The organism is Acinetobacter sp. NIOH-H-8 (genome assembly GCF_046635365.1).
Lineage (GTDB): Bacteria > Pseudomonadota > Gammaproteobacteria > Pseudomonadales > Moraxellaceae > Acinetobacter.
The window spans coordinates 1-395 of record NZ_JBHDVN010000333.1 but is presented as its reverse complement, the minus strand read 5'-3'; the positions used below and the strand labels follow the sequence as shown (position 1 = coordinate 395).

Annotated in this window: 1 pseudogene; it reads right to left on the bottom strand. The window is 58.7% G+C overall.

From position 1 onward, the window contains the following. Positions 1-303, bottom strand: a pseudogene (locus ACEWB7_RS18515) (cell division protein FtsZ); the annotation flags it as partial. Positions 304-395: the final 92 nt, after the last annotated feature.

The window sequence follows — 395 nt, the reverse complement described above, 5'->3', positions numbered from 1 at the left end:
GATGAAGACCATGTCGGCGCCTTCCAGCACTTCGGAAATGCGCTCGCGATCTTCCAGAGCCGCCTGACGACCGACTTCCGGATTGGCGCCGGCACCCAGCCCCTTGGTGACGCCCGGGCCGAGTTGCAGAACGGTGCGCGCCGCGATGTTCTTCAGCGCTTGTGCGTCGGTGTTGGCGCAGATGAACTCGACGCCCTCGACGTTGTTCTTGGCCATGTGATTGACGGCGTTGCCGCCACCACCACCTACACCGATCACTTTTATGACGGCGGTTTGTGCGATGTTATCGACCAGTTCAAACATTTCCCCTCTCCTTCCTTTCTAGTTTTGTCGCCTACTGTTACCGCGTTGAATCAGAAATTGCCCTGGACCCAGCGTTTGAGCCGCTCCAGGAC